This is a genomic window from Actinomyces sp. oral taxon 175 str. F0384, from assembly GCF_000223355.1.
GTDB classification, from domain to species: domain Bacteria; phylum Actinomycetota; class Actinomycetes; order Actinomycetales; family Actinomycetaceae; genus Actinomyces; species Actinomyces oris.
The window spans coordinates 553,214-576,105 of sequence record NZ_AFUR01000006.1; the positions used below are offsets into that span (position 1 = coordinate 553,214).

Genomic DNA, 22,892 nt, shown 5'->3' on the forward strand with positions numbered 1-22,892 from the left:
CACTCCTTCCGGCAGATGCCGGGCCTTTTCAATGACGAAGAAGGAAACTCCCATGAAGAAACACGCACTGGCCGCCTCGCTGCTCGCCTTCGCGATGCTCACCGCCGGCTGCTCGGCCACGACCGGCTCATCCGGCTCGGCCTCCTCCGGCGGCGTCATCCGCTACCTGCACCGTCTGCCCGACGGCGAGGGGATGACGAAGGTCAACGACATCGTGGCCCGCTGGAACGCCGCGCACCCCGACATGAAGGTCGAGGCCACCAAGTTCGACGGCAAGGCCGCGGACATGAACGTCAAGCTGGAGAACGACGTCAAGGCCGGAACCGGCCCCTGCCTGGCCCAGGTCGGCTACGCCGAGATCCCCAAGCTCTACGCCTCCGGCCTGCTCACCGATGTCTCCTCCCAGGCCGAGAAGTACAAGGAGCACTTCTCCGAGGGGTCGATGTCGCTGATGACCGTGGGCAAGACCGTCGTCGGCCTGCCGCAGGACTCCGGCCCGCTGGTCTACTTCTACAACAAGGCCGCCTTCGACCAGCTCGGGCTGAAGGTGCCCACGACGAGCGCCGAGCTGGCCGAGGTCGCCAAGAAGGCGGCCGAGCAGGGCAAGTACGCCCTGGCCTTCGAGCCCGACGAGGCCCCCAACACCCTGGCGGGCCAGGCGGCCGCGGCCGGTGCCCAGTGGTTCAGCGCTGAGAACGACAAGTGGAAGGTCAACGTCTCCAGCCCCGAGACCGCCAAGGTCTCCTCCTTCTGGCAGGGGGTCCTGGACTCCAAGTCGGCCCTCGTGGCCAACCGCTGGGACGACTCCTTCGGTAAGGCGCTGGTCGACCAGCAGCTCATCGGCACCATCGGGGCGGCCTGGGAGGGCGCGCTCCTGGCCGACACCATGAAGGACTCCCCCAATGCCGGGTCCTGGGCGGTCGCCCAGCTGCCCGCCTTCGGTGACAAGGCCATGTCCGGTCCCGACGGCGGCTCGGGCGTGGCCGTCCTCAAGGGCTGCTCCAACCCCGAGGGGGCCATGGCCTTCAACGACTGGTTCAACACCCAGGTCGATGACCTGGCCACCCAGGGACTGGTCCTGACCGCGAAGGCCCCGGTGAAGACCCCGCAGACCATCTCCACCTTCTTCGGAGGCCAGGACGTCTACGCCGAGTTCACCAAGGCCAATGCGGCCGTGAACTCCAAGTTCGGCTTCATGCCGACCTGGCCCTCCCTGGCCGACCCCATGACCAAGGCCGCCGAGGCGGCCGGGAAGGGGACCGGCAAGGTCGATGACATCTTCCAGGCGGCCCAGAAGACCTCGGTCAGCTCCCTGAAGGACGCCAACCTGCCCGTCGCCGAGTAGGCGATCGAGCACAGCCCACCGGCAGACACAGGCAGCCACCGGCACCACGATCGAAGTGAGAGCATCATGAGCACGACGACAACGACCACGGGCGCATCCGGCATCCGCACCACCTCGCTGCGAAAGCGCAGGGAGGCCCGGGCGGGCATCGGGTTCGTGGCCCCGTTCCTGGCCATGTTCGCCGTCGTCTTCCTCATTCCGATCGTGGTGTCGGTCTACCGGTCCTTCTTCCGCGACGTCGCCTCCGGCTCGGACCTCTACGGCGGCGGGGAGAAGGTGAGCACCTTCGTGGGCCTGGACAACTACATCCAGGCGGCGGGACAGCCCGCCTTCTGGAAGGGACTGGGGCGGGTCCTACTGTTCGGCGTGGTCCAGGTCCCGGTCATGATCCTGGCGGCCCTCGCCCTGGCGCTGGTGCTCGACTCCCTCCTGGTCAAGCGGGTGACGGTCTTCCGCCTGGGCTTCTTCCTGCCCTACGCGATCCCCGGGATCGTGGCCGCGATCATGTGGCTCTACATGTACAACCCCAGCTTCTCCCCCATCAACGAGCTGCTGGGACTGGTGGGCCTCAAGGTGGACTTCTTCGGTCGCAGCATCATCCTGTGGTCGATGGCCAACATCACGACGTGGACCTTCACCGGGTACAACATGCTCATCTTCCTGGCGGCGCTGCAGTCCGTGCCCCGCGAGCTCTACGAGGCCGCCCGCATCGACGGGGCCACCGGCTGGCAGATCGTCCGGCGCATCAAGATCCCCATGGTTCGTTCCGCGTCGCTGCTGGCGGTCCTGCTCTCCATCATCGGGACGGTGCAGCTGTTCAACGAGCCCACTGTTCTGTACAGCCAGAACCAGTGGATGGGGCTGGACTACACGCCGATGATGATGGCCTACAACTCGATGACCGGTGCGCTCTCGCCGTCCGGCTCGGGGCCGGCCTCGGCGATCTCCGTCCTCATCGCCCTGGTGGCCGGCCTCCTGGCCGCCCTCTACGCCCTCGTGCAGAACAGGATCGACAAGTGAAGCCCACCGACACTCCTCGTTCGCTGCGCCCGTCGGTGCCCGCACGGGCCGTGACCATCGCGGTCCTGGTCATCGTCCTGGCCTACATGCTCGGCCCGGTCTACTGGCTCATCATCTCCTCCACCAAGTCCAACTCCGACCTGCTGACCACCTCCGGGTGGTGGTTCTCCGGACGCAACAGCTTCTCCACCAACTACAGCGCGCTCATGAGCTGGACCCAGGGGCTCTTCTGGCGCTGGATCCTCAACTCCCTGCTCTACTCGAGCGTCGCCGGGGTGCTGGGCACGCTCCTGTCGGTGGCCGCCGGCTACGGCCTGGCGAAGTTCGAGTTCGCGGGCCGGGGCGCCGTCCAGGTCGTCATCCTCTCCGGCCTGCTCATGCCCATCGCGCTGCTGACCATCCCTCTGTACCTGGTCCTCGACGCCGTGCACCTGACCAACACCGTCTGGTCGATCATCCTGCCGTGCTCGGTCAGCCCCTTCGGGGTCTTCCTGGGCCGCGTCTACGCCGACTCCTCGGTGCCCAACGAGATCATCGACTCCGCCCGCATCGACGGGGCCAGCGAGATCCGCATCTTCTTCACCATCGTGCTGCGGCTGCTCGCACCGGCGATGGTGACCATCTTCCTGTTCATCTTCGTGGCCACCTGGAACAACTTCTTCCTGCCGCTGATGACGATCAACTCCGCCGAGCTCAAGCCCGTCACCCTGGGGCTCTACGGCATGTCGACCTACTTCAACCCCCAGTACGGGGCGCTCCTCCAGGGCGCTCTCCTGGGCGTCATCCCCCTGATCGTGCTGTTCCTGGGCCTGCAGCGCTTCTGGCAGTCCGGTCTGGCCGCCGGCGCCGTCAAGGGCTGAGCCCCTCCCCCAGCGCCTCTCCCTCACCACACCCCTATCCACCTCGCCGCCCCGTCCCGGGCAACGGCGCCTCCACAGAGGAACCCCCATGATCCACTTCGGCACCGGCGGCTGGAGAGCCGTGATCGGCGATGAGTTCACCCGCGCCAACGTCAGGCTCCTGACCCAGGGGCTGGCCAACCGCATCCTTGAGGAGGGCACGTCGGAGCAGGGCGTCGTCATCGGCTACGACCGCCGTTTCCTGTCCGACACCGCGGCCTGGTGGGCCATTGAGGTGCTCGTCGGTAACGGCATCCGGGTCACTCTCATCGACCGTCCCTCCCCGACCCCCACCACCATGTGGACGGTGCGCCGCCTGGGGGCCGCGTACGGGATGGCCGTGACCGCCTCCCACAACCCGGCCCTGTACAACGGCATCAAGATCTTCCTGCCCGGCGGCCGCGACGCCGACCAGGCGGTCACCGACGAGCTCACCGCATCCCTGCACGGCCTGACCGACGCGGACGTGCGCAGCGTCGAGCCCCATGAGGCCCGCTCCAGCGAGCTCGTCACCATCCAGCGCTCCATCAACTGGTACCTGGACGCCATCATCGACAAGCTCGACACCGAGACCATCCGCCACGCCCACATGCACATCGTGCTGGACCCGATGTTCGGGGTCTCCGAGACGAGCCTGCAGACGATCCTGCTGACCGCCCGCTGCCAGGTGGACGTCATCCACGACCGCCACGACCCCCTGTTCGGGGGCCGCATGCCCTCACCCACTGAGGGGACCGTCACCACCCTGCGCAACGCCGTCGTCGAGTCCGGTGCGGACCTGGGCATCGCCACCGACGGGGACGCGGACCGCCTGGGCATCATCGATGACACCGGCGCCTACCTCACCCCCAACCAGGTCCTGGTCCTGCTCTACGACTACCTGCTGACCCGCAAGGGCTGGAGCGGGCCGGCCGTGCGCAACATGTCCACCACCCACCTGCTGGACCGGGTCGCGGCCGCCCACGGGCAGGTCTGCTACGAGGTGCCCGTCGGCTTCAAGTGGATCAGCGCCAAGATGGCTGAGACCGGGGCCGTCATCGGGGGCGAGTCCTCCGGGGGCCTGACCGTGCGCGGTCACATTCCCGGCAAGGACGGGGTCTACGCCGGCTCGCTGCTGGTGGAGGCGGTGGCGGCCTCGGGCAAGCGGCTCTCCGAGCTCTACGCCGACATCGTGGCCCGGTACGGTGAGCTCGTCATGGTGGAGAACGCCTACGGCTTCACCTCCGAGCGGCGCGCCGAGCTGGAGGAGCGCATCTTCGGCGCCCACGATCTGCCCGCCTTCACCCACGACGTCGAGCGCGTCTCCTGGCAGGACGGCTGCAAGGTCTACTTCGCCTGCGGCGGCTGGGTGACGATCCGCTTCTCGGGGACCGAGCCGCTCCTGCGGGTCTTCACCGAGATGCCCACCGGTGACGAGGCCCGGGCCACCGCGGCCGCCGTCGCGAGCCACTACGGCCTGGATGCCTGAGACGGGCAGGAGGAAGGAACCCATGACAGACACGATCACTGAGACGATGGACGGCGCGGCGGAGCACACCCGCGTCGCCGTCGTCCTGGCCCGGGGCCTGGGCACACGCATGCGGGCGAGCAGCCCGGCCGGCTCCGGCCTGACCTCCCAGCAGGCCACGGCCGCGGCCAGCGGCTACAAGGCCCTCATGCCCATCGGCGAGCACCGGCTCATCGACTACAGCCTCTCGGCCCTGGTCGACGCCGGGATCGAGCGGGCCGTCCTGGTCGTGGGGCCCGAGCACGAGGACTTCCGCCGCCACATCGACTCCCTGGAGCTCACCCGACTCACGATCGACCTGGCCGTCCAGGTCAACCCCTTGGGGACGGCCAACGCCGTCCTGTCCGCCGAGGCGGCCGTAGGCGGGGAGCCCTTCCTCATGGTCAACGGGGACAACTACTACCCCCGTCAGGTGCTGCGCGACCTGGCCCGCCACCGGGGCAATGCCCTGGCCGGTTTCGACCGTGCCGCCCTGGTGGCCGAGTCCAACATCCCCGCCGAGCGGATCGCCGCCTTCGCCCTCGTGCGCGCCCGTGACGGGGCGCTGGAGGAGATCGTGGAGAAGCCCTCAGCGGAGGTGGTCCGGGCCGCCGGGCCCCACGCCCCGGTGTCAATGAACGCCTTCCGGTTCACCCCGGAGATCTTCGCCGCCTGCCGCCGCATCACCCCCTCGCCGCGCGGCGAGCTGGAGATCGTCGACGCCGTGCGCGCCCTGCCCGGTCCGGTCGCGGTCCTGGCGGCGACCGGCGGGGTCCTGGACCTGTCGCGGCGCGAGGACATCGCCGAGGTCGAGGCCCGCCTGTCCGGGACGGAGGTGTCGCTGTGAGCCGGGAGACGCAGGGGGCGATGAGTGAGGCGCCTGAGAAGACCGCCTGGCGGGTGCCCGGGCGCGTCGAGGTGCTGGGCAAGCACACCGACTACGCCGGCGGCTCGGTCCTGGTCGGCGCCGTCGACCGGGCGATCACGGCGCGGGCGCGTCGCGTGGCGGGGCCGCCGGGGTCCCTGACCGCCACCACGGACTGCGGCGATCCGGTGACCCTGCACGCCGGGGTGGACCCGGGCCTGGAGCCGGGCCACTGGGGCCGCTACCTTCAGACCGTGCTGGACCGCCTCACCCTCAACTTCGGGGCGGGAGCCGCAGCCCACCTGTCCCTCTCCTCGGACCTGCCGCCGGCCTCCGGGATGAGCTCGTCCTCCGCACTGGTGTGCGCCACGGCCCTGGCCCTGGCCTCCCTCAACGGCTGGGACGAGGATCCCCGGTGGGTCGAGTCGATGCCCGACCGGCTGTCCCTGGCCGGCTACCTCGCCGCCATGGAGGGCGGACGGGCGTGGCGGGACCTGCCGGGGACCAGCGGAGTCGGTACCCGTGGCGGGAGCGAGGACCACACCGGCATGCTGTGCGGCGCCCAGGACCGGCTGCTCCTGGCCGGATTCGACCCAATGCGCATCGATCGGACCATCTCCTTCCCCGCCCAGTGGGCGCTCGTCGTCGGCGTGAGCGGGGTGCTGGCCCACAAGACCGGCGCGGCCCTGGAGGACTACAACCGCGGGCCGAGCACCGTCCAGGCGGTGCTGGCCAGGTGGAATGAGACCACCGGACGCACTGACGCCTCCCTGGCCGGTGCGGTCAGGCACCTGATCGGGGAGACCACCGGCGAGCAGGCGGCGGGCGACCCGGCCCTGAAGGAGCTGCTGGGACTGTGCGAGCCCGGCTACGAGAGACAGCGCATCGAGCAGTTCCTCACCGAGTCCCTCGTCCTGGTTCCCGCCGGCGCCCGGATGATCGCCGCGGCCGACCCGGGCGTGGGTGACGTCCTCCAGCGCTCCCAGGAGCTGGCCGACCGCGGCCTGCGCAACCAGGTGCCGCAGACCCGGCTCATGGTGTCACTGGCCCGCCAGGCGGGCGCCATCGGCGCCTCCTCCTTCGGCGCCGGGTGGGGCGGGTCGGTGTACGCCCTGGTGCGGGCCGATGAGGCCGAGACCTTCGCCGCGCAGTGGCTCGAGGCCTACCGGGACCGCGAGCCGGGCGCCGAGCAGTCCGCGGTGATCGTCACCAGGCCGGGCCCGGGGGCCTGCCGGCTGCTCTGAGCGCCCTGACCGGCCAGGCTCACACCGCGTCGCGGGTGACGGGGCAGGTCATGCAGTGCGAGCCGCCGCGGCCGCGCACGAGCTCGACGCCGGGGGTCTCGACGACCTCGATGCCGGCCTTGCGCAGGGCGTCATTGGCGCGCTGGTTGTGGGCGTAGCCGATGACGCGCCCGGGGGCCAGGGCCACGACGTTGCAGGAGTCCCGGGCGAGCTCGCGCAGGGCCTCGGCCTCGTCGGAGGCGCCGGGGCTGATGACGCGGAAGGAGTCGATGCCGGCGGCGCGGGCGAGGACCGCATCCATCTGCGAGCCGTCGTGGACCGTCACCTGAAGGGACCGTCCGGCCGCTGCGGGCTCGATCTCCACGGTGGTGACCTCGGTGAAGCCGGGGAAACGCAGGTAGGTGTCGGGGCTGACCATTGTCATGAGGGTGTCCAGGTGCATGACGGCCTCGAGCTGGGTGTAGAAGGCGGCGTCGGGCATGTGGACGCCGATGACCCGGTCGGCCACGCCGGAGGCGAAGAGCTGGGAGGCCAGGCGCTCCACGCCGGCGGCGGTGGAACGGTGGGTCAGGCCCATGACGAGGGTCCGGTTGCCCAGGATCTGGAAGTCGCCGCCCTCGATGGTTGAGGCGGCCGAGACCCGCCCCACCTCGCGCCACAGGCGGGCCTCCGGGTCATCGGAGCCGGCGAGCTCGGCCAGGCGCGGGCCGAAGGCCGGGTGGTGGCGGTAGACGGCCTCGTAGCCGATGGCCTCACGACGGCGCGGCTCCAGGGCCATGGAGTTGACCGAGACCCCGCCGTAGAGCCAGGCCGACGCGTCGCGGGTGAAGAGCAGGTTGGGTAGCGGGGTGACGACGAACGGCCCCTCCAGGGTGGACAGGTAGGTGGAGGAGAACAGGTCGCGCCCCTCGGAGGAGCTGAGGCGCTCGCGCAGCTCGGTGCGGGTGATGCCGCCCAGGAGCACCTCGGCGAGGTCGGCGTCGGGAAGGGACTGGAAGTAGTCGATGAGCAGCTCGGAGGCGGAGACGCCGACGACGTCGGGACCGACGGCCTCGTCCAGGACCAGCCGGCGGGCCTCGGGGACGGCCAGGACCTCGGTGAACAGCTCGCGGAAGTCGTGGACGATGACGCCCTCGGAGCGCAGGATCGCGGTGAAGGCGTCGTGCTCGGCCTGGGCCCGGGGGATGTTGAGGGCGTCGTCGAAGAGCAGGGAGTCGGCGTTGATGGGGGTCAGGCGGGCGATCTCCCCGCCGGGACGGTGGACGATCACCTCGCGCAGGGCGCCGGTCTCGGAGTCGATTCTCCCTCCGCCCTCGGCCACGGGAACGAAGGGACGGCTGGCGGTCGCACCGGTCTGTGTCATGGGCACAGAGTAGTCGGAGGTCAGGGGCGTCTCCGCCCGGTCGCCGGGAATGGTCCGCGCCATCGCCGTCGCCCACCATCGGCTGGTTTTGTTGAGCGAAGAATCAACCGGGACGGCGAAGAACGCAGTTGGCACAAACCACAGGAATGGTAAGATAAATTGTTCATAACACCCCCTGAGACAGGAGTTCCCTCCATGAAATCTGTTGTCCGTATCTCCCTTGTCGCCCTCCTCATGGCGGGCTTCGCCGCGCCGGCCAGCGCCGCGCCGGCCACCGCCCCCGCCCAACACAACGACTCAGCAAGCACCTTCGGGAAGCCCTTCTACGACTGGTGCGTCTTCCCACCCTCCGTCTGGTGCGACAGGTCAAAGAACCGCTGGTACTCCTGAGAAGAATCTCCGCCGCCATCCCTAAGACCACCCCTTAGGGATGGCGGCATTTTCCACCTCCAAGCACTCGAGATAAGCCCCAACCACAGCCTCAGCGCCCACCTCAAGGACTATGCAGAACGGCAGTTTACTCTCACGACTCTGGATGCGACACCAGAGGTATTTGCCACACCTGAGGCGAGCCACGCTCATTTCATTCATCACCCCCCTCATCCTTCTGGATGTATTCACCTACCTTACCCTCAAAGATAACATAAATGCAATAATTATTGGAGAAATATTTCAGATAATCTCGTTCCTTCCGTATATCTACACAAAAGATCAACGGGTTGGAGTAGCCACTTTCTCCATCGCACTCCTCATCGTCTTTTACGTTGCAGGATCGCGCCTGGCATGGGCCTGGATTCTTGTGTACGTTATCGTTGCCGACCTCACGGTGGCCAGAAAATTTAAGCTCGCTCTTATTCAGCTCTCCGTGTTCTTTCTGGCGCAGCTCATATCTGGACTCCCCCTCCTCCCGGTGACAGTCTGGACATTATTCTGGGGAACCCTATCCGCCTCTTTCGGGGTCCTGATCCGCAACACCAAAGACCGCCTGGAGGAGATGCAGCGGGAGGCGGAGCGTTCCAAGGAGATTGCTGCCGAGCTCATTCAGCAGCTGCGCCGCGACATCGCCGACAGTCTCCATGACGACCTGGCCGCCGACCTCACGCGCATGCTCATCATCTCCCGATCCATCAGGCTCCCCCATGGCGATGACCGAGACCGTGTCCTCGACCTGCAGGACCGGACTCAGCAGGCCCTCGCCCACCTGCGCCTGCTCATTCACAACCTGGCCGTCTCCCAGGGGCCGCCCAAGGAGGAGCCCACCCTTCAGGAGATCATCGGCTCCAGCGCCTCCACGCTGGCGCAGCGCGAGATCGTTCTGGATGCCGACCTCGACGGCATCGAGAGGATTCCGGCGCTGCATCGTTCCGAGCTCGGTCGACTCCTGGTCGCCTTCATCCGCGAGAACACTCTCAACGCCCTCAAGTACAACTTCCCCCGCGATCTCGTCTCCCTCGTCGTGGAGCAGGAGCAGGACACCCTTTTTATCAGCTTCAGCTCACCCTGGCACGATCAGAAGGTGCCTGAGGAGATGCACGGGGGGTACGGTTTATGGGCCCTCCAGGACCGGTTCGAGAATGCCGGAGGCTCTTTGAGCTCGAATCGGATCGGAGCCTCCTGGACCGTTCTCGCCAGTCTTCCCTGGAACGATATCGCCACACCGACCACTACTGCGAGATCCCTCATGTCGTCACCGGACGGAGCCGCTTATGCCTAGCCACACCCTGCGTTCCCTGCGAGTCCTCATCGTCGATGACGACCCGCTCATTCGCACCACTTTCGCCGAACAGCTCGACTCGCAGCGGGCCATTACCGTCGTCGCCGCCGCCTCCGGCGGGCGGCAGGCCATCAGCCTGCTCATGACCGGGCAGCAGCCCATTGACGTCGTCCTGCTGGACAGCGATATGCCGGATATGGACGGAGCCCAGACCGCGAGAGCGATCTATGAGCGCTTCCCCCGGATGCCCATTGTCATGTTCACCGTCTTCAGTCGTGACGAGATGCTCGCCGAGGCCCTGGCCGAGGGCGTCAACGGCTTCATCACCAAGGACGAGAGCACCGAGAACGTCGCTGCGGCGCTGCTGCGCGCCAGCCGTGGTGAGCCCGTCATGTCCTCGCGCCCCACGAAGATGCTCGTCAGCGCCTACCAGTCCGAGCAGAAGCGCGCCACCGCGGAGGCCCGCATCCAGGAGCTGGTCAACGAGCTGCCGCCCCGTCTGCGCGATATCTACACCTGTCTCCTGGAGGGGCTGACCAATCGGCGCATCGCCCGCAAGCTCGGCATCTCTGAGAACACCGTGCGCATCTACGTCTCCGAGGTCCTCCACCGCCTCGGCCACACCTCGCGCACCGAGCTCATCGCCGCAGCCCTGGGGAACTAGGGGCGACTGCGACTGGCTTCCGGCACCCTGGGGCGGGACGAGCCCTGGCGGCCCTACGCTGAGGCCATGAACGCCACCACCGCCCACCCGCTGCCGCGCCGAGTCTCAGAGATCTTCTCCCCCGACCGCTGGCGGGAGGTGTCCGGCTTTCCCCACGCCGAGGCCGGCACGGAGCCCTCCCAACAGCAGGCGGAGGCCCTCACAGACATCACCTACCACAGGGGCTGCGTCCGGGACGAGCACGGCACCTGGCTCCGGGACCTGCCGGTGGTCCGGGTGGCCTTCAACCGGCCCGAGGTCCGTAACGCCTTCCGCCCCCGCACCGTCGATGAGCTCTACCGGGTCCTGGACCACGCGCGCATGAGCGGTGACGTCGGCGCCGTCATCCTCACCGGCAACGGCCCCTCGCCGCGCGACGGCGGCTGGGCCTTCTCCTCCGGCGGCGACCAGCGCATCCGCGGCCGGGACGGCTACCGCTACGAGCGGGAGGCCTCGCCGCAGTCCCCAACGGCCGCCGGCGAGCCTGAGGACCGCGCCTACAGCCACGAGGCCGACGTCGCCGCCGCTCAGGCCCGCCTCGACACCGCACGGGCCGGCCGGCTCCACATCCTGGAGGTTCAGCGCCTCATCCGCACCATGCCCAAGGCCGTCATCGCCGCCGTCCCGGGTTGGGCCGCCGGCGGCGGTCACAGCCTCAACGTCGTGTGTGACCTGTCGTTGGCCTCGATCGAGCACGCGCGCTTCAAGCAGACCGACGCCGATGTCGGCAGCTTCGACGCCGGCTACGGCTCCGCGCTCCTGGCCCGGCAGGTCGGGGACAAGCGGGCCCGCGAGATCTTCTTCCTGGCCCGCACCTACGACGCCGTCACCGCCGAGCGCTGGGGCGTCGTCAATGAGGCGGTCCCCCACGCTGAGCTCGAGGAACGGGCCTTGGAGTACGCGGCCACCGTGACGGGCAAGTCCCCGCAGGCCATCCGCATGCTCAAGCTCGCCTTCAACCTGGCCGACGACGGCCTGGCCGGCCAGCAGGTCTTCGCCGGTGAGGCCACACGCCTGGCCTATATGACTGACGAGGCCGTGGAGGGGCGCGACGCATTCCTCCAGCGCCGCACTCCTGACTGGTCGCCCTTCCCGTACTACTTCTGACCCGGAGCCGCCGCCACGACCACATATGAGGGAACAGGCGCGATATATCGAGGGTATTCAGAATTGTGGTGAGAATTGTGGCGAGTATCGAAATGAAGAAAACGATCTCAATGGGGATCGCACCTTTGAGATTCTCCACTGATTCCCGCCGGAGTCGGAAATAGAAGTGCGCATTGTTGTCCGCTCATCGCGGCGATGACCGACCTCCTCGCCCGCCACATCCGCCCAACCTCAGGAAACCGCGGAATGACGCGAAACCACCCGAGAGGTACTGACGTCCGTCAGGATTGGGGACAGCACCTCGAGGGTGACTTTACTGTTACATACATCACGATTCAGGTGCTCGTGTCGCCCCGGCGCACCGCGCCCCACCCCAGTCCAGCGCTAGGCAGAGTCTCCGGTGGGTGCGGCCGAGGACGCAGGACTGGGCGAGCCGGTGGCAGCGCCGGACCGGCCGGCACCCTCACTCACTCGCAGGGTGACCAGGGGCGGCGTCGTCGGCTGGGCCGAGCCTCCGGCCGGCTCCATGGTGATGACGATCTGCTGACCGGGCTTGGGCATGACGTCCAGGAAGGAGAAGCCGGCCCCGTCCCGGGGGTCGTAGACGCCCAGTGAGGTCGTCGTCTCCCCCTCCTTGAGCCAGACCTGGAGGCTGCGCCCACCGGCGGACTCCTTCATGGCGGCCGGCAGGGTCAGCGCGGTCATGCTCATGTCCCGGGACCAGGTGAGGGTCGCGACGTGCCCGTCGGACATCGTGTCGGTGACCCGCTGGACGTCCTGGGCCTGGTTGAGGTGGGCGTAGTGCTGGGTCGACGCCATGGAGCTCGCCATGGAGTCCATGGCCTCATCGACCGCGCCCCGCACGCTCCAGCGCCCCACACCGATGCCGACACCGAGCAGGACCACGGCCGCGGCCGCCCGCAGCAGGCCGGCGCGCCAGGCCGAGCGGCGACGGCGGTGCGCATCGAGACTGAGGACCTCAGAGTCCACCGAGTCGCCATCACTGCCACTGCCACTGTTACTGCCGCCGACAGCGTCGCGGTCGCCGGCTTCCTCCTCCGCGGCGTGGTCGGCCTGGTCTGCGCGTTCCGACTGAGGCTCGCGCGCAATGGTCTCCAGAAGGGAGGCGCGGATCGCTGCCGGCGGGCCCACGGGCCGCAGTGAGGCGCCCAGCAGGGCGGCCGTCTCCGAGTCGAGCTCGTCGTCGAAGCGCTCGAGATCGTCTCCACTCTGAGTGCCGTCGAGACCCTCGGTGCCCTGCAGATCGGCCTCGCCGTTGATGGCGTCCTCGTGAGTGTCGTCGCGGTCGCTCATGACTGCACCCCCAGCTCTCGTCGTAACCGTGCCATTCCGTCCCTGATGCGGGTTTTGACCGTTCCCAGTGGCGTGCCCGTGCGGCGGGCGATCTCGCGGTGGGTCAGGCCTGTGAAGTAGGCGAGCTCAATGGTGGAGCGGTAGGGCTCCCCCACCGCCTCGAGCGCCCGGTGCACCTGCTCGCCCACGAGTCTGTCCTCGACCTGCTGGACCGTCTGGTCGACGTCGGGCATGTAGTCACGCCAGCGGCTCTCCCGCTCCCGGGAGGACTGGGAGGAGCGGACCCGGTCGATGGCCCGGCGCCTGGCCATGGTCACCAGCCAGGCCCGGACGCTGCCCCGCGCCGGGGAGTAGGAGCCGGCCGTGCGCCACACCTCGAGGAAGACCTCCTGGAGGACCTCCTCGCTCTGGGCGCGATCGACGACGATCTGGAGGATCAGGGCGAACAGCCGAGAGGACCAGGCGTCGTAGAGGCGGGCGAAGGCGTCGGCGTCACCGTCGGCCACCTGCGCGATCCACTCTCCCTCCGAGCCGGCGCAACTGCTATGTGTCACAGGGGAATGGTAGGCCAGACCGCGGGTGGAGACGGTGCGCGTCCCGGTCCGCGCCTCCAGCGTCGCCAGGCTCATCGCACCGTCTCCTGAGTCACGTCTGCGCTCACCGTCGGGTCACCCGAAGGTGAAGGAGTAGAGCTGCAGTCCGGGCGAGGCCTCCAGCTCGAGCTCACCCGATCCCACCTCCTCGCTGTGGACCAGCTCCATCCCGTTGGGCACGCCTGAGACGTGGGTGGTGCGGGTCTTCCCGTTGACCGTCCAGGTCAGGTCCCCCTCGCCGGAGACGACGAGGTTGACCTGCTTACCGCGGTAGGACAGGCGCAGGCGGCCCTTGCCCTCGGTCGGGGTGATGTACTGCGGCTCCACTGTCCACATGCCGTCCAGGGCGAAGGTGTCGGCCTGGAGCCGGGAGGGGAAGGAGAAGGTGTGCTGCCCCTTGTCGAGGGTTCCCTGGGCGAAGCCGGAGGCCCGGTCCGAGCCCAGGTAGGTCTCGGGGGTGCGGGGGCTGTTCGTGCCGGCGTCGTCCTTCACCTCGGAGAAGACGGGGGCGGGGAGGGTCACCTTCGGGTTGGCCTGCATGAGCAGCTCGCGGACGAGCTGCTCCGTGGCCGCCTCCCCGCCCTCTCCGACATGGGTCTGGCGGACGTTGCCCTGGGCATCGGCCAGGTAGTGGGCGGGCCAGTAGTGGTTGTCGAAGTTGGTCCAGGTGGTCAGGTTGGAGTCGACGGCCACGGGGTAGGTGATGCCGAGGCGCTTGACGCCGCCACGCACGTTGTCCACCTCCTTCTCGAAGGCGTACTCCGGGGAGTGGACGCCGATCACCTGCAGGCCGGAGCCGGCATAGGTCTCGTAGAGCTTCTCGATGCCGGGGACCGAGCGCTGGCAGTTGATGCACGAGTAGGCGAAGAAGTCGACCAGGGTGACCTTGCCGGCGCGGCTCTGCTGGGTCAGGGGCTGGTCGCCGGGCGTGTTGATCCAGGCCACTGCGCCGTCGATGGCAGGGAGGGGGCCGCAGTCCCCGAGAGTGGCGGCTCCGGGGCGGCAGGGGCCGGATGCGGAGTCGCCGTGGAGGAGGTCGTCGGTGCGGGCCTGGAGGGAGGCGGTGTAGTCGGGCAGGCGACGCTGGAGAGCGGCCGGGGCGTCCAGGACCAGGGCCACGGCCAGCCCGAGCATGACGACGCCGGCGGTGACGCGGATGGCGCGCTGGCGGGTGCGGAAGGCCTGAATCCTCTCCGTGATACCGCGTCCGGCCAGGGCGAAGGCCAGCAACGGGATCGCTGTGCCAACGGCGAAGGACACGGCCAGGGCGACGGTGTCGGCGCCAATCCTCCCGGTGGCTCCCGCGACAGCGACGGCCGCCAGGACCGGGCCCGCGCAGGGCACGTACGCAGCCCCCAGGACCAGGCCCAGAAGGAAGCCGTTGGAGGGGTTCTTCGAGCCGCCGAAGCGCTGGAAGCGCGCGAAGGGGCGCTCGAGGATCTCCATGACCTTCGGGACCATCATGCCCAGGCCGATCAGGGCGAGCATGACGATGCCGATCCAGCGGATGAGGTCCTGCGGCAGGTGGAGCAGGCTCAGCACGGTCGATCCGAGGAGCGTGAAGACCGTGAAACTGACCACAAGGCCGGTTACCACGAGGTAGGGGTGGAAGCGGGAGGCGAAGCCGCCGTCGGCCCCCTTGTCATCGCCGCCATCACCGCGTGCGCCCTGTGCTCCTGCGGAGAGGAGGATGACGGGGAGCACGGGAAGAACACACGGGGAGATACCCGTAATGAGCCCTCCCAGCAGCCCGATGGCCACCAGACTCGAGACGGTTGTCACGATACTTCACCCTTTCGGTCAGTTTCTTGTTGCTAGTCTCGAAAGAGGTTCGGAGCCATCGGCAACGGGGATTGTCGAACAACCACATAGCCGTCTATGACGATCATCACTCGTGACGGGCGTCGTCGGGTTCTTCCTCGAACTCCATGGACGACGGCGTTCCGGACCCCCAAGAGCGGGCCATCCCGCTCTGACACTGCACCAGCAACCGCATAGGAGAACTCATGCGATTCACCGCTACACGTGCCAAGACCCTCGCCACCTCGCTCCTCATCGTGACCGCCGGCCTCGGTCTGGCGGCCTGCTCGGGTTCCAGCTCGAGTGACTCGACCACTCCCGCCACGAAGCAGACCGCGGGCAAGACCAGCGACGGTGGTGTTGCCACGCCCAGCGCTGACAGCAAGATGACCGGTGGCGCCACCGGTGGAAGCGCCCAGCCCACCGCTCCCCAGGGTCAGCAGCCCGGCGGTGACAACCAGCAGGGTGGTCAGCAGCCCGGTCAGCAGGGTGGTGCGGACAGCAGCGCCGGCACCCAGCAGGGTGGCCAGCAGCCCGGCGGTGATAACCAGCCCGGCGGCCAGCAGCAGGGCGGCGACAACCAGCAGGGTGGACAGCAGCAGGGCGGTTCCCTTCAGGGCGACAACCAGCCCGGCGGCCAGCAGCCCGGTCAGCAGCAGGGTGGACAGCAGCCCGGCCAGCAGGGTGGTGCGGACAGCAGCGCCGGTGCCCAGCAGGGGGGCCAGCAGGGCGGCGGCAACTGAGCCGGTAGACCTGCGTTATCCGTCTGGCGAGGGCCTCGTGGCAGCAATGGCTGCGGCGAGGCCCTCGCCGGCTTTTCTCCACGGTTCGACGTCGGCCGTACCATGGCGCAACGGGGGCGAACGAGGGGATCCTGACGACGTTGCGGCCCGGCCGCCTCCCGTGCCAGGCTTCCGGGAGGCCGGGCCGGTGGACAACGGACGACTAAGACACCGTTCGATCTGCAAGCCGTCCACCGGCCCGGTCTCTCGCCCTTCCCGTGGGTCGCCGGTGGGCAGACCTGGGCGGAGCACTTCTCCGAGGCGTTGGGGCACGTCATCTGGTTGTGGTCGATCGAGCTCGTGCGCCGGGATGTGCGCAACCGCATCACCCACCAGCCCGACCCGTGGGTTCCGCTCGACGCCGAACCGGCCCACTGAGCCCTCAGGGTCTGGCTCGTCTCTCGTAGCGTGGGCTGCACCGCATACAGCGGTGCAGCCCACGCTGTGTGGCTGTCGCCCGCCCGATCACGAGGAGGAGCCCCCATGGTCACGCTCATCACCGGAGCGTCGTCGGGAATCGGTGAGGAGTTCTCCCGCCGCTACGCAGCCAAGAAGCACGAGCTTGTCCTGGTGGCCCGCCGGCAGGACAAGCTTGACACCTTGGCTGAAGAACTCCGCGAGGAGCACGGCGTGGAGGTCACCACCATCTCCCTGGACCTGTCCGAGCCGGACGCCACCCAAAGGCTGTGGAACGAGACCGACCGCAGAGGTCTGCACGTTGACGTCCTGGTCAACAACGCCGGCTTCGGCACTGGGAAGGACGTCGCCGACGACGCCCCCGAGCGCCTGGAGCAGGAGGTGCGCCTCAACTGTCTTGCGGTGGTGGGCCTGACGGCCAGATACCTGCCGGCCATGCGCAAGCGCGGGAGCGGCACGATCATCAACATCTCCTCCGCCGCAGCCTTCCAACCGATGCCCCATATGGCCGTCTACGGGGCCACCAAGGCCTTCGTGCTCTCCTTCACCGAGGCGCTCTGGCGGGAGACGAGGAGGGACGGCATTCGTGTCCTGGCCGTGTGCCCCGGCTCCACGGACACCCCGTTCTTCCAGGTCGCCGACGAGGGCACGGTCGTCGGCAGGCTCCGTTCCACGCGCCAGGTCCTCGATACGACGATGCGAGCCCTGAGAGGGAGCGGGCCCAGCGTTGTTGACGGGCTGGGGAACGCCGTCGTGGCACGATTCCTCACCCGTGTCCTTCCTCAGCGGGCGCTCCTGGCAGCAGTGGACCGGGTGTTCCGTCGCTAGGAGGGCTCCGGCTCCGACCGCCGGCACCCGGAGGCGTGAGGTCCGGGCTACCAGGGAAGAAATCCCGGGAAGGACTCGAAGGGGTAGAGGCGCCTGGGCAGGTACTGCTTCTGCTCCGCCCACTCGATGAGGGCTCGCCAGTCGCGGGCGATGCGCTCCTGAGCCTCCTGACGCCGGTCGTCAGGTCGAGACAGGCGCACGAATCCGGGGATGATCGTCGAAGTTCTGTCCAACCGCCAGAACGTGCCCTGCTTGTCGAATGCCTTGACCAGCGCCATGCGGTCCCTCGGCGGGAGACCCGCCAGCGGATCAGGGCGATCCCCCTGTACCGCCCCGGCCCCAACGAACCTGGCCCACTGCTCCATGGTCGTCAGATGCAACGCCAGATTGTGAGTATCGGGAGGTGTGAAGCCGTGGATGTCATAGGGCGCCTCCTGAAGGTCCACACGCGCCGTCTCGCGAAAGGCCACCCAGGGGATGTCCTTGCGCCACCACCAGCATCCGATGAACCGGAAGATGTGCACGCCCGAGGCGTTGAACACGGTGAAGCTCAGCAGCCGGATCCCCATGAGAGAGGCCACGAGCAGGGCCCCCAACACAAAGGCCCAGATCCCGTTCCCGTCGGGCACCCCCATCAGCCCCAGAGGCACTCCGATGGTGATTCCCACGACAGCCGCCAGAGGCGGGCCCGCAACGAGATGCAGCAGGATGTACCCCGGGTTGCGCAGTGCGGTGAAGATGAGGAATCTCCGCTCGATCCAGCGGGACGGAACCAGCGCCCAGTCGATGTACTTCGTTGACACCCTGAGATCTCCCCGCATGAGATGAACGCTCTCCAGAACCCGGGCTCACAGGGTGATGATGACGGTGGCGGCGGCGAAGACGACGCCGTAGGCCAGCTCCAGCAGGCCGGCGTCACGCAGGGAGGCAATAAGAGCGCATCCCCGGGCGCCGGAGCGGACCGGCGCGGTGGCCCGGCGCACCAGTGGCAGGAGCAGGAGCGGCGCCGCCAGCGCGATGACCAGGGTCAGCAGCGGACTGATGTGCCCGCCGCCGTCGACGGGGCTGGCCGATCCGGTCTCGCGCGCCCACACCAGGGCGACCGGCCCCAGCAGCAGAGGCACGTGAAGCATGAGGGAGAAGGCGCGCCGGGCGCCCTCCTCCCCCAGGCGGACCGCCAGGGTCATCTTGCCGTGGGCGGGATCAGTGTCGATGTCGCGCAGGTTGTTGACCATGAGCAGGGAGCAGGCGAGCAGGCCGATCCCGCAGGCCGAGGGCCACAGCCACCCCGGCACCGTGCCGGCCTGGACGTAGGTGGTGCCCACCGTGGCCACCAGGCCGAAGAAGACGAAGACGAAGACCTCCCCCAGGCCGGCGTAGCCGTAGGGGTGGGAGCCTCCGGTGTAGAACCAGGCGGCCGCGATCGCCGCGGCCCCGACGGCGAGCAGCCACCACTGGCCGCTGAGGACCACGAGTGCCAGGCCCAGGAGGGCTCCAATCCCGAAGCAGCCGAGGGCGGCGAGCTTGACGGTGCGGGGGGCGACCTGCCCGGAGGCGGTCAGGCGCGGCGGCCCGGTGCGATCGTCGTCGGTGCCGCGCACGCCGTCGGAGTAGTCATTGGCCAGGTTGCAGCCGATCTGCAGCGCCAGGGCCACGCCCGCGGCCAGCAGGCTCCGCAGCACTGAGAGCTCCCCCATCGCGGCGGCTGCCCCGGCACCCAGGATGACGGGGGCGACGGCGGCCGGCAGGGTGCGCAGTCGCACCACCTCCCCCCAGCTGGTGGCGCGGGGGCCGCTGTTCTGCGGGTGCTCGCCGTTCTCGCCGCTCACGGCTTCCTCCGATCCTCTCGCAGTCCTCTAGGGTAGGCGGCAGTGACCCTACCAGCGCCGTGGCCCTCACCGGTGCGGCGCCTGAGCCACACCTCGGCCGGTGAGGCAGCCGGCACCGCGATCGCCAGAAGGACCTCCGTGAGACACCCCGATCCCCGCCCTCGCACTCCTTCACCCATGCCTGAGCCCGCGACGGCTGAGCCCCCGGCACGCGAACGCGCCCTGGGAGCGCTGACCGGGCTGGCCCTCGGCGACGCACTGGGGATGCCCACCCAGTCGATGAGCCCGGCACAGATCCGCCGGTGCTACGGCGAGATCACCGGGCTGCGAGACGCCGTCGCCGAGCAGCCCATCGCCCCCTCAGCACCTGCTGGCACCGTCACGGATGACACCGAGCAGGCTCTCATCCTGGCCGGTCTCCTCATCGACGGTGGCGGCCGCATCGACCCCCACCAGCTCGCTGATGCCCTCCTGCGCTGGGAGGACGATATGCGCGCCCGTGGGTCCCTGGACCTGCTGGGGCCCTCCACCAAACTCGCTCTGGAGCGGGTGCGCGCCGGGGCGGACCCGCACTGCACCGGCAGACAGGGCACCACCAACGGCGCCGCGATGCGGGTGGCCCCGGTGGGCATCGCCTTCTCCCTGAGTGCCGACGGCGACGCACTGGCCCGGGCCGTTCAGGCCTCCTGCCTGGTCACCCACGACACCCGGCAGGGCTTCGAGGCCGCAGGTCTCCTCGCCGCAGCGGTCAGCGCGGCCATCGACGGCGTCGACGCGGCGGGGGCGTTGGAGGCGGCGCTGGACTTCGTGGCCGCCCGCCCCGAGGCGGGCCACTGGACGGAGAAGGCCTCCGTTGCCGCCCGCACCCGCCTCGCCCTGGAGACGAGTCGCAACCTGCACGGGGAGGCCCTGGCCGAGCATCTGCGCACCTACGTCGGAACCTCGGTGGAGTCGGCCGAGTCGGTACCCTGCGCGCTGGTGATCGTGCGGGAGTTCGCGCAGCGGCCCCTGGACGGGCTGTGCTTCGCCGCTGGGCTCGGGGGAGATACTGACACCATTGCCGCGATGGCCGGTGCGGTCCTGGGGGCGAGCGCGCCCCACCTTCTCCCCGTCGAGCTGGTCGATCGGGTGCTGGAGCGCTCCGGCCTGAGGCTCGAGCCGGTCTGTGATGCGCTGCTGGCGCTTCGCGGCGGCGGGCGCTGTCAGCAAGACGCTTTGGAGCAGAGGCGGCCATGATGGGACGGGTTATTCACACCGGTCAGGTCGTCATTGACCTGACCTTGCGCATCGAGGCGATTCCCGAGCCCGGCGGTGACGTGTTCGCCGACGAGTCCTCCATGGCCGTCGGCGGCGGCTTCAACGTGCTGGCCGCCGCCCGCCGGATGGGGGTCGAGACCCTGTACGCGGGGCCGCTGGGCGAGGGGCCCTTCGCCGAGGCGGCCCGGCGGGCCCTGGAGGAGATCGGGGTGGATCATGTCGGCCCGGTCGCCCCCGGCGACCAGGGCTACTGCGTGGCCATGACCGATGCGAGGGCCGAGCGCACCTTCATCTCCACCTGCGGGGCCGAGACTCGTGGCCCGGCGGATGCCTTCGACCACCTGGAAGTGAGCGACGACGACGTCGTCTACCTCTCCGGCTACTCCCTGGCCGATGAGGCCTCCAGGGTGGCGCTGGAGCGGTTGGCCAGGAGACTGACCAAGGCCCGAGCGGGGTGCACGGCACTGTTCGACGTCTCCCCCATGATTGGTTCGGTCCCCATGAGCTCGCTGGAGCACCTCGGTGCGCTGAGGCCCGTCTGGTCGCTCAATGAGCGTGAGGCCGGGCTGCTCGCCGATCGTCTGGAGCTGCGGGTGGAGGCCGGTGACCACGCCGGCGTCTGCGAGGCACTATCGGGTCGGCTCGGCACCGTGCTGGTGCGGGTCGGGGAGCAGGGCTCCTGGTTCTCCGACGGCGGCGCGGCGCGCCATACCCCAAGCATCCCGGTGACACCGGTGGACACCAACGGGGCCGGTGACGCGCACTCCGGTGTCCTGGCCGCGGCCCTGGCCCGGGGCATCGACCTGGCGACGGCGCTGCGCTGGGCGAATGTGGCCGGAGCCTTGACCGTGACGCACTTCGGCCCGGCCACCTGCCCAACTGAGGCGGAGATCAGGACCCTGGCGTAAGGGGCTCCGAGGTCACATCCGTCGTGGTCGCGGCGAGGAGCCGGGCGACCTCGCGCCGGTCGACCTTCCCACTGGGACGCAACGGCAGGGCCTCCAGGACGAGGACCCGTTTGGGGGCGTGGGCGCCGTCCAGCCGGGCGCGGGCGGCCTCGCGCAGGGCGGCACCGTCCCACCTCTTCGGGCTGCCCGGCCTCCTCCCCGTCTCAAGCACGACGGCGGCGACCACGGTGCTTCCCCACTGCTCGTCGGGCAGGCCGAGGACGCAGGCCTCGGCCACGCCGTCGATACAGGTGAGGGCCTCCTCCACGTGGCGGGGCTCGACCTTGACGCCCCCGGTGATGATGACGTCGTCCAGGCGGCCCAGGACCTCCAGGCGCCCGTCGGGGTGCAGCCGGCCGCGGTCGGAGGTGGCCAGGACCCGCCTGGCGCCACTGCGGTGGAAACCCTCGCCGGCGTTGGGACTGCCTGCGGGGCTGTGGCCGGGGGTGTGGAGGTAGTCCTCGGCCAGGACGGGACCGGAGATGAGGATGCGGCCGGCGCCCTCGGCGTCGGGGGCCTGGATGGCGATCTCGACCCCCTCCAGGGGTCGGCCGTTGTAGACGCAGCCCCCGCCGGTCTCGCTCATGCCGTAGGTGGTGACCACGGTGACGCCCGCCCCGCGGGCCCGGGTCAGCAGCGCAGGGTCTGCGGCGGCGCCGCCCAGGAGGACGGCGTCAGCTCCTGCCAGGGCCCGGCGGGCCTGCGGGTCCTGCAGGACGCGCACCAGCTGGGTGGGGACCAGGGAGACGTAGAGCCTGGAGGCGGCCGCCCCGGTGGACCGACGCGCCGAGCTCAGGGCCTCCGCGAGCGCCGTCGGGCTGAATCCTGAGCTCGTGTCGACCACGACGGGCTCGGTTCCGGCCTCCAGGGAACGGATGAGGATCTGCAGGCCGGCGACGTGGTGGGCCGGCAGGGGCAGGAGCCAGGTTCCCGGGCCGCCGAGGCGCGCATGGGTGGCGCGGGCGGAGGCCATGAGGGCGGCGGCGCTCATGGCGATGAGTCGGCCGGTGCCGGTGGTGGAGCCCGACGTGCGCAGGATGAGGTCTGTGCGTGCCGGGACGCGGGTGATGCGGCGGGCCAGGTCGGCGCGGACCTGCCCCTCGTCCTCCCCGGGGGCAATGGGGACGAGCAGCGGGAGTGGTAAGCCCGTCCGGTGCTCCCCGTCCTCGGCGGCGGGGGCCGGGAGTCCATCGCGGGTGGTGAGCAGGCCACGCAGGGCCAGGCGCTCGGCGAGGGCGGTGCGCAGGGCGGCGACGTCGTCGGGGGCGGTTCCGCCGGTCAGGAGGCGGAGGGCGGGCGGGGCTGGCACCCCATGATGGTGCCACGGCCCGGGCCGGCTGGGGATGAGGCGGGGGCACCGTGAGGGTTCGGGCAGGTGA

The 22,892-nt window shown here is 69.4% G+C and carries 21 protein-coding genes and 1 pseudogene; 15 read left to right on the top strand and 7 right to left on the bottom strand.

What is annotated here, in order from left to right:
- Positions 1 to 52 precede the first annotated feature (52 nt).
- From HMPREF9058_RS10885 to HMPREF9058_RS10910, 6 genes are all read left to right on the top strand, one after another.
- A complete protein-coding gene (locus HMPREF9058_RS10885) occupies positions 53 to 1,345 on the top strand; it encodes an extracellular solute-binding protein (protein ID WP_009407364.1) in 1,293 nt (430 codons plus the stop codon).
- A gap of 66 nt (positions 1,346 to 1,411) precedes the next feature.
- Entirely contained in the window at positions 1,412 to 2,365 is a 954-nt protein-coding gene (locus tag HMPREF9058_RS10890) for a carbohydrate ABC transporter permease (protein ID WP_009407055.1), read from the top strand.
- A complete protein-coding gene (locus tag HMPREF9058_RS10895; RefSeq protein WP_009407076.1) occupies positions 2,362 to 3,225 on the top strand; it encodes a carbohydrate ABC transporter permease in 864 nt (287 codons plus the stop codon). Before HMPREF9058_RS10890 ends, HMPREF9058_RS10895 begins: the two co-directional genes overlap by 4 nt.
- Positions 3,226 to 3,313: 88 nt before the next feature.
- On the top strand, positions 3,314 to 4,732 hold the full coding sequence (locus HMPREF9058_RS10900; RefSeq protein ID WP_009747812.1) for a phosphoglucomutase/phosphomannomutase family protein: 1,419 nt from the start codon (positions 3,314 to 3,316) through the stop codon (positions 4,730 to 4,732).
- 22 nt (positions 4,733 to 4,754) lie between these two features.
- Positions 4,755 to 5,597, top strand: coding sequence for a nucleotidyltransferase family protein (locus HMPREF9058_RS10905; RefSeq protein WP_009747751.1), 843 nt, complete (start codon positions 4,755 to 4,757; stop codon positions 5,595 to 5,597).
- Entirely contained in the window at positions 5,594 to 6,859 is a 1,266-nt protein-coding gene (locus tag HMPREF9058_RS10910) for a galactokinase family protein (protein ID WP_009747875.1), read from the top strand. The genes HMPREF9058_RS10905 and HMPREF9058_RS10910 overlap by 4 nt, the downstream gene beginning before the upstream one ends.
- Positions 6,860 to 6,878: 19 nt before the next feature.
- On the opposite strand, the gene HMPREF9058_RS10915 is transcribed toward HMPREF9058_RS10910, so the two are convergent.
- A complete protein-coding gene (locus tag HMPREF9058_RS10915; RefSeq protein WP_043538333.1) occupies positions 6,879 to 8,222 on the bottom strand; it encodes an arginine deiminase family protein in 1,344 nt (447 codons plus the stop codon).
- Between the two features lie 195 nt (positions 8,223 to 8,417).
- Here HMPREF9058_RS10915 and HMPREF9058_RS10920 point away from each other — a divergent pair, with 195 nt between their 5' ends.
- The 4 genes from HMPREF9058_RS10920 (at position 8,418) to HMPREF9058_RS10935 (ending at position 11,746) form a co-directional block, all read left to right on the top strand.
- Entirely contained in the window at positions 8,418 to 8,612 is a 195-nt protein-coding gene (locus HMPREF9058_RS10920; RefSeq protein ID WP_009407207.1) for a hypothetical protein, read from the top strand.
- A 409-nt stretch (positions 8,613 to 9,021) separates the two neighbouring features.
- Positions 9,022 to 9,936: a sensor histidine kinase gene (locus HMPREF9058_RS10925; RefSeq protein ID WP_254654133.1), complete on the top strand. Its 915-nt coding sequence runs from the start codon at positions 9,022 to 9,024 to the stop codon at positions 9,934 to 9,936.
- Entirely contained in the window at positions 9,929 to 10,600 is a 672-nt protein-coding gene (locus HMPREF9058_RS10930; RefSeq protein ID WP_003787214.1) for a response regulator transcription factor, read from the top strand. Before HMPREF9058_RS10925 ends, HMPREF9058_RS10930 begins: the two co-directional genes overlap by 8 nt.
- Before the next feature lie 66 nt (positions 10,601 to 10,666).
- Positions 10,667 to 11,746, top strand: coding sequence for a 1,4-dihydroxy-2-naphthoyl-CoA synthase (locus HMPREF9058_RS10935; protein WP_009747794.1), 1,080 nt, complete (start codon positions 10,667 to 10,669; stop codon positions 11,744 to 11,746).
- 384 nt (positions 11,747 to 12,130) lie between these two features.
- Here the strand turns inward: HMPREF9058_RS10935 and HMPREF9058_RS10940 are convergent, their stop codons facing one another.
- From HMPREF9058_RS10940 to HMPREF9058_RS10950, 3 genes are read right to left on the bottom strand one after another with little or no spacing between them, the layout of a single operon-like run.
- Positions 12,131 to 13,060: an anti-sigma factor gene (locus HMPREF9058_RS10940; protein WP_009407157.1), complete on the bottom strand. Its 930-nt coding sequence runs from the start codon at positions 13,058 to 13,060 to the stop codon at positions 12,131 to 12,133.
- Positions 13,057 to 13,689, bottom strand: coding sequence for a sigma-70 family RNA polymerase sigma factor (locus tag HMPREF9058_RS10945; RefSeq protein ID WP_009407182.1), 633 nt, complete (start codon positions 13,687 to 13,689; stop codon positions 13,057 to 13,059). Before HMPREF9058_RS10945 ends, HMPREF9058_RS10940 begins: the two co-directional genes overlap by 4 nt.
- A 39-nt stretch (positions 13,690 to 13,728) precedes the next feature.
- A complete protein-coding gene (locus HMPREF9058_RS10950) occupies positions 13,729 to 15,435 on the bottom strand; it encodes a cytochrome c biogenesis protein CcdA (protein ID WP_009747771.1) in 1,707 nt (568 codons plus the stop codon).
- A 224-nt stretch (positions 15,436 to 15,659) separates the two neighbouring features.
- Here HMPREF9058_RS10950 and HMPREF9058_RS10955 point away from each other — a divergent pair, with 224 nt between their 5' ends.
- From HMPREF9058_RS10955 to HMPREF9058_RS10960, 3 genes and pseudogenes are all read left to right on the top strand, one after another.
- Positions 15,660 to 16,196, top strand: coding sequence for a hypothetical protein (locus HMPREF9058_RS10955; RefSeq protein ID WP_043538193.1), 537 nt, complete (start codon positions 15,660 to 15,662; stop codon positions 16,194 to 16,196).
- 246 nt (positions 16,197 to 16,442) lie between these two features.
- A pseudogene (locus HMPREF9058_RS13500) lies at positions 16,443 to 16,613 on the top strand (DUF1440 domain-containing protein); the annotation flags it as partial.
- Between the two features lie 105 nt (positions 16,614 to 16,718).
- Positions 16,719 to 17,480 carry an SDR family oxidoreductase gene (locus HMPREF9058_RS10960; protein WP_009747849.1) on the top strand — a complete coding sequence of 254 codons (762 nt, stop codon included), beginning with the start codon at positions 16,719 to 16,721 and terminating at the stop codon, positions 17,478 to 17,480.
- Between the two features lie 47 nt (positions 17,481 to 17,527).
- Here the strand turns inward: HMPREF9058_RS10960 and HMPREF9058_RS10965 are convergent, their stop codons facing one another.
- Both HMPREF9058_RS10965 and HMPREF9058_RS10970 read right to left on the bottom strand, forming a co-directional pair.
- Positions 17,528 to 18,283: a hypothetical protein gene (locus HMPREF9058_RS10965; protein WP_009747788.1), complete on the bottom strand. Its 756-nt coding sequence runs from the start codon at positions 18,281 to 18,283 to the stop codon at positions 17,528 to 17,530.
- A 45-nt stretch (positions 18,284 to 18,328) separates the two neighbouring features.
- Positions 18,329 to 19,309, bottom strand: a complete 981-nt coding sequence (locus HMPREF9058_RS10970; RefSeq protein ID WP_009747742.1) for a 1,4-dihydroxy-2-naphthoate polyprenyltransferase — start codon at positions 19,307 to 19,309, stop codon at positions 18,329 to 18,331.
- Positions 19,310 to 19,486: 177 nt separating this feature from the next.
- Here HMPREF9058_RS10970 and HMPREF9058_RS10975 point away from each other — a divergent pair, with 177 nt between their 5' ends.
- The gene (locus HMPREF9058_RS10975) at positions 19,487 to 20,545 is read left to right on the top strand and encodes an ADP-ribosylglycohydrolase family protein (RefSeq protein ID WP_043538197.1); all 1,059 of its coding nucleotides are present in this window, start codon (positions 19,487 to 19,489) and stop codon (positions 20,543 to 20,545) included.
- Positions 20,542 to 21,474: a PfkB family carbohydrate kinase gene (locus HMPREF9058_RS10980; RefSeq protein WP_009407166.1), complete on the top strand. Its 933-nt coding sequence runs from the start codon at positions 20,542 to 20,544 to the stop codon at positions 21,472 to 21,474. The genes HMPREF9058_RS10975 and HMPREF9058_RS10980 overlap by 4 nt, the downstream gene beginning before the upstream one ends.
- Here HMPREF9058_RS10980 and HMPREF9058_RS10985 read toward each other — a convergent pair.
- Positions 21,458 to 22,822 (bottom strand): AMP-binding protein, encoded by a 1,365-nt coding sequence (locus HMPREF9058_RS10985; RefSeq protein WP_009407226.1) that lies wholly within the window; start codon positions 22,820 to 22,822, stop codon positions 21,458 to 21,460. The two genes, HMPREF9058_RS10980 and HMPREF9058_RS10985, sit on opposite strands and share 17 nt — an antisense overlap.
- Positions 22,823 to 22,892: the final 70 nt, after the last annotated feature.

What these genes read in the sequence shown, in the direction of transcription:
- HMPREF9058_RS10980 (WP_009407166.1), top strand. Translation starts at nt 20,542, where the DNA reads ATGATGGGACGGGTTATTCACACCGGTCAGGTCGTCATTGACCTGACC.
- HMPREF9058_RS10975 (WP_043538197.1), top strand. Translation starts at nt 19,487, where the DNA reads ATGCCTGAGCCCGCGACGGCTGAGCCCCCGGCACGCGAACGCGCCCTG.
- HMPREF9058_RS10940 (WP_009407157.1), bottom strand. Translation starts at nt 13,060, where the DNA reads ATGAGCGACCGCGACGACACTCACGAGGACGCCATCAACGGCGAGGCC.
- HMPREF9058_RS10955 (WP_043538193.1), top strand. Translation starts at nt 15,660, where the DNA reads ATGCGATTCACCGCTACACGTGCCAAGACCCTCGCCACCTCGCTCCTC.
- HMPREF9058_RS10930 (WP_003787214.1), top strand. Translation starts at nt 9,929, where the DNA reads ATGCCTAGCCACACCCTGCGTTCCCTGCGAGTCCTCATCGTCGATGAC.
- HMPREF9058_RS10935 (WP_009747794.1), top strand. Translation starts at nt 10,667, where the DNA reads ATGAACGCCACCACCGCCCACCCGCTGCCGCGCCGAGTCTCAGAGATC.
- HMPREF9058_RS10905 (WP_009747751.1), top strand. Translation starts at nt 4,755, where the DNA reads ATGACAGACACGATCACTGAGACGATGGACGGCGCGGCGGAGCACACC.
- HMPREF9058_RS10920 (WP_009407207.1), top strand. Translation starts at nt 8,418, where the DNA reads ATGAAATCTGTTGTCCGTATCTCCCTTGTCGCCCTCCTCATGGCGGGC.
- HMPREF9058_RS10945 (WP_009407182.1), bottom strand. Translation starts at nt 13,689, where the DNA reads ATGAGCCTGGCGACGCTGGAGGCGCGGACCGGGACGCGCACCGTCTCC.
- HMPREF9058_RS10900 (WP_009747812.1), top strand. Translation starts at nt 3,314, where the DNA reads ATGATCCACTTCGGCACCGGCGGCTGGAGAGCCGTGATCGGCGATGAG.
- HMPREF9058_RS10890 (WP_009407055.1), top strand. Translation starts at nt 1,412, where the DNA reads ATGAGCACGACGACAACGACCACGGGCGCATCCGGCATCCGCACCACC.
- HMPREF9058_RS10960 (WP_009747849.1), top strand. Translation starts at nt 16,719, where the DNA reads ATGGTCACGCTCATCACCGGAGCGTCGTCGGGAATCGGTGAGGAGTTC.
- HMPREF9058_RS10885 (WP_009407364.1), top strand. Translation starts at nt 53, where the DNA reads ATGAAGAAACACGCACTGGCCGCCTCGCTGCTCGCCTTCGCGATGCTC.
- HMPREF9058_RS10915 (WP_043538333.1), bottom strand. Translation starts at nt 8,222, where the DNA reads ATGACACAGACCGGTGCGACCGCCAGCCGTCCCTTCGTTCCCGTGGCC.